General features: G+C 60.7%; 3 protein-coding genes. All 3 read right to left on the reverse strand.

Annotation, left to right across the window (positions count from 1 at the left end):
• Nucleotides 1-82: 82 nt before the first annotated feature.
• Nucleotides 83-1,348, reverse strand: coding sequence for a hypothetical protein (locus ENSA7_RS39635; protein WP_146158683.1), 1,266 nt, complete (start codon nt 1,346-1,348; stop codon nt 83-85).
• Between the two features lie 2 nt (nt 1,349-1,350).
• Nucleotides 1,351-1,740, reverse strand: a complete 390-nt coding sequence (locus ENSA7_RS39640; RefSeq protein ID WP_106094648.1) for a hypothetical protein — start codon at nt 1,738-1,740, stop codon at nt 1,351-1,353.
• Between the two features lie 52 nt (nt 1,741-1,792).
• The coding region (locus ENSA7_RS44745) for a hypothetical protein (protein ID WP_181234572.1) at nt 1,793-2,718 on the reverse strand (926 nt) is incomplete at its 5' end.

The raw sequence follows: 2,718 nt of genomic DNA on the forward strand, positions 1-2,718 counted from the left end.
GAGGACGAACAGGAGGGTGGATGTGAGGAATGGCGGTAGCATCATTGTCGTGTGGTGTTGAGGTGGTCGTGGTTGGTGGAGGTTAGTGGGGTTGATCCGCTCCCGGGTAGGCGTCTGTGTCTGGGATTGGATCTCCGTCCATGTCGCAGAGGGGGCCGTCGATCAGGCGGTCGTAGAAGGTGTGTGGTTGAAAATAAATCATACTGATCTCACCGACGTGGAGGTCGCCTGATGGTGAGTCGGCGAACCACCATAGTGGATGCGGAGGATCTTCGTTCATATCCCAGACATCGGAGCTGCTGCTGTCGCAGGTATCCGGTGTGCCGTTTTCTGAGAATATGATGGATTTATACAGATTCGCCCTCTCGCCAACCGCGCATTTCCGAGCAGGACCCCCAGTCGCACCAACGGACAAGAATGCACCCTCGATCTTCGCGTCCCCGGCCACCTCGAGCCCCGCCCCCGCACCAAGGATCGATGTACTCCACAACCTCACGATTGCGTTCTGCTCTGCGAGGATGCCAACATTTTCAAGCCCGATGATCACGCTCTTGTCAATGTAAAGCCGAGCGCTGGCTCGCGCGGAGACAGTCGGCCGAGAAAAGCCCTCGTGTGCCGCAAACTTGACTGTGACATTGGAGAGATAGACGCGTGCGGTTCCCCGGACAGACAGAGGAGAAACGGGTAAAGCCGTCGTCCACTCGAACACTTGCCCTGGCTGGCTACCCGCAATAACAACATCCTTGTTCTCGACGACGACGTAGTCATCGCCGGTCGAAGACGCCACCATGATTAGCGTGGTCTCGCCCTCGGCCGCGGCAAGAACGGCGCTCGCAAGGTTGGAATAGTCTCCGCCACTTGTATTCACGGTGAGTTTGCGGTCGTACGGAACGCAGCCTGCGGGCCCCACGAAATACTCGTCTTCTTGGCAGTTCTCTGGGCAGACGAGGTACTCGTCGCCATCGCCGTCGCCGTCGCCGTCGCCGTCATCCTCACCATCGCCATCCCCGTCTCCATCGCCGTCCCCATCCCCCTCCTCCTCCGCTCCCGTGGTCTCCTCCCAACAGGAGTTCTGAGCGGCTGTCACACCCGCACCACAGGGGCTGTAGCACTCGTCCCTTGCAGGCCGATAGGCTACACACCCATACTCCGTGACCACCCCACAAGGAGCCTCGCTCCATGCGCAAAAAGGCCGCTCGTCGCCGAAGTGGTCCCTGCAGGTCGCGTCGCCCTCGGCCCACCAGCAGTGCTCGACATTCCGCCCCAAGTCTGCGCACGAGTTGACACCGAGACCGAAACCAAGCGTCATGGCGAGCACGACCGCGAATCTACCGAGGCGACTGCGCATCATCAGAACCTACCTGTGAGCCAAATTCCGCCACCGGTGGGCGTAATGTTCGGGACAATGGCCACCCCACGTCGCGAACCTCGTCGGAGCGCGATGCCACACGCCAGCGCGGTGATCCCCGCGCCGACACCGACGATGCCAAGCCCGACCATCGCCCGCCCGGAGGCACGCGCGTGACCGACCGCGTAGGTGAGTCGCAGGTCGATGCGTGTATCTACGAGGTGGACGCTGCCCGCTACTAGCAGCCCCACGCTGGCGGCAAGCATCGTGCCGCCCGTGATGCCCAGCGCCCCAAGATGTGGCGGCGAGCCTCCCGCGTCGCGCGTGGGAGGGCTCAGCGGCTCGGCGGGACCGAGCAGCAAGACAGTGAGAGTGAGCAGTTGGATGAGCACGGGTTGTTCTATTGTGGAGGACGAGCTCGAGGCAGGGTATGCAGCGACGGCTCTATTGGGGTTGATCCGCTCCCGGGTAGGCGTCTGTCTCTGGGATCACGTCTCCGTCCATGTCGCACAGGGGGCCGTCGATCAGGCGGTCGAAAAACTCATCCGGCTGATGATGTGTCATGTTGACTTCGCCGACATGTAGATCACCAGCATAGAAGTCGGCGAACCACGCTGGTGAACTCGGCAGGCCCTCATTCATGTCCCAAACATTAGAGCTATTATCGCTATCGCAGCCATCAGACTCGCCGCTATCTGAGAAAATGATAGAGTTGTGTAGATTCACCTTTTTGTCGTCCGTGCACTTCCGCGCAGGCCCCTCCGTCGCGCCAACGGACAGGAACGCCCCCTCGATCTTCGCGCTTCCGGACGTCTCGAGCCCCGCATTTTGACCAAGGACCGATGTACTCCACAACCTGACGACTGCGTCCTGGTCTGCGAGGATTCCAACCCCGTTCAGCCCGACAACAATACTCTTGTCAAAGTAGACCCGGCTGTTGGATTCCGCGAGGACGGCCGGGCGAGCCAATTGACCATTTGGTTCCGTACGGGATACTCTCACATTGGAGACGTAGACGCGGACGCCCCCTTGAACAGTCAGGTGAGGAGCAGCGAGGACCGTGGTCCACTCGAACTTTTGCCCTGACTCGGTGCCCGCGATGATGACGTCTTTGCTGTCGACGATGACGTGGCCACCCGCGGCCGATGACGCCACCATGATTAAGGTCGTCTCACCCTCGGCCGCGGCACCAACCGCGTCTGAGAGATACTTGTAGTCTCCATCACTTGCGCTGACGTTGAGTATCCGGTCGTACGGCACACAGCCTGCGGGTCCTACGAAGAACTCGTCGTCTTCGCAACTCTCTGGACAAACAACGTCCTCGTCCCCGTCCCCGTATCCCTCCTCCGTGGTCTCCCCATCCCCATCCC

Source organism: Enhygromyxa salina (assembly GCF_002994635.1).
Taxonomy (GTDB): Bacteria; Myxococcota_A; Polyangia; order Nannocystales; family Nannocystaceae; genus Plesiocystis; species Plesiocystis salina_B.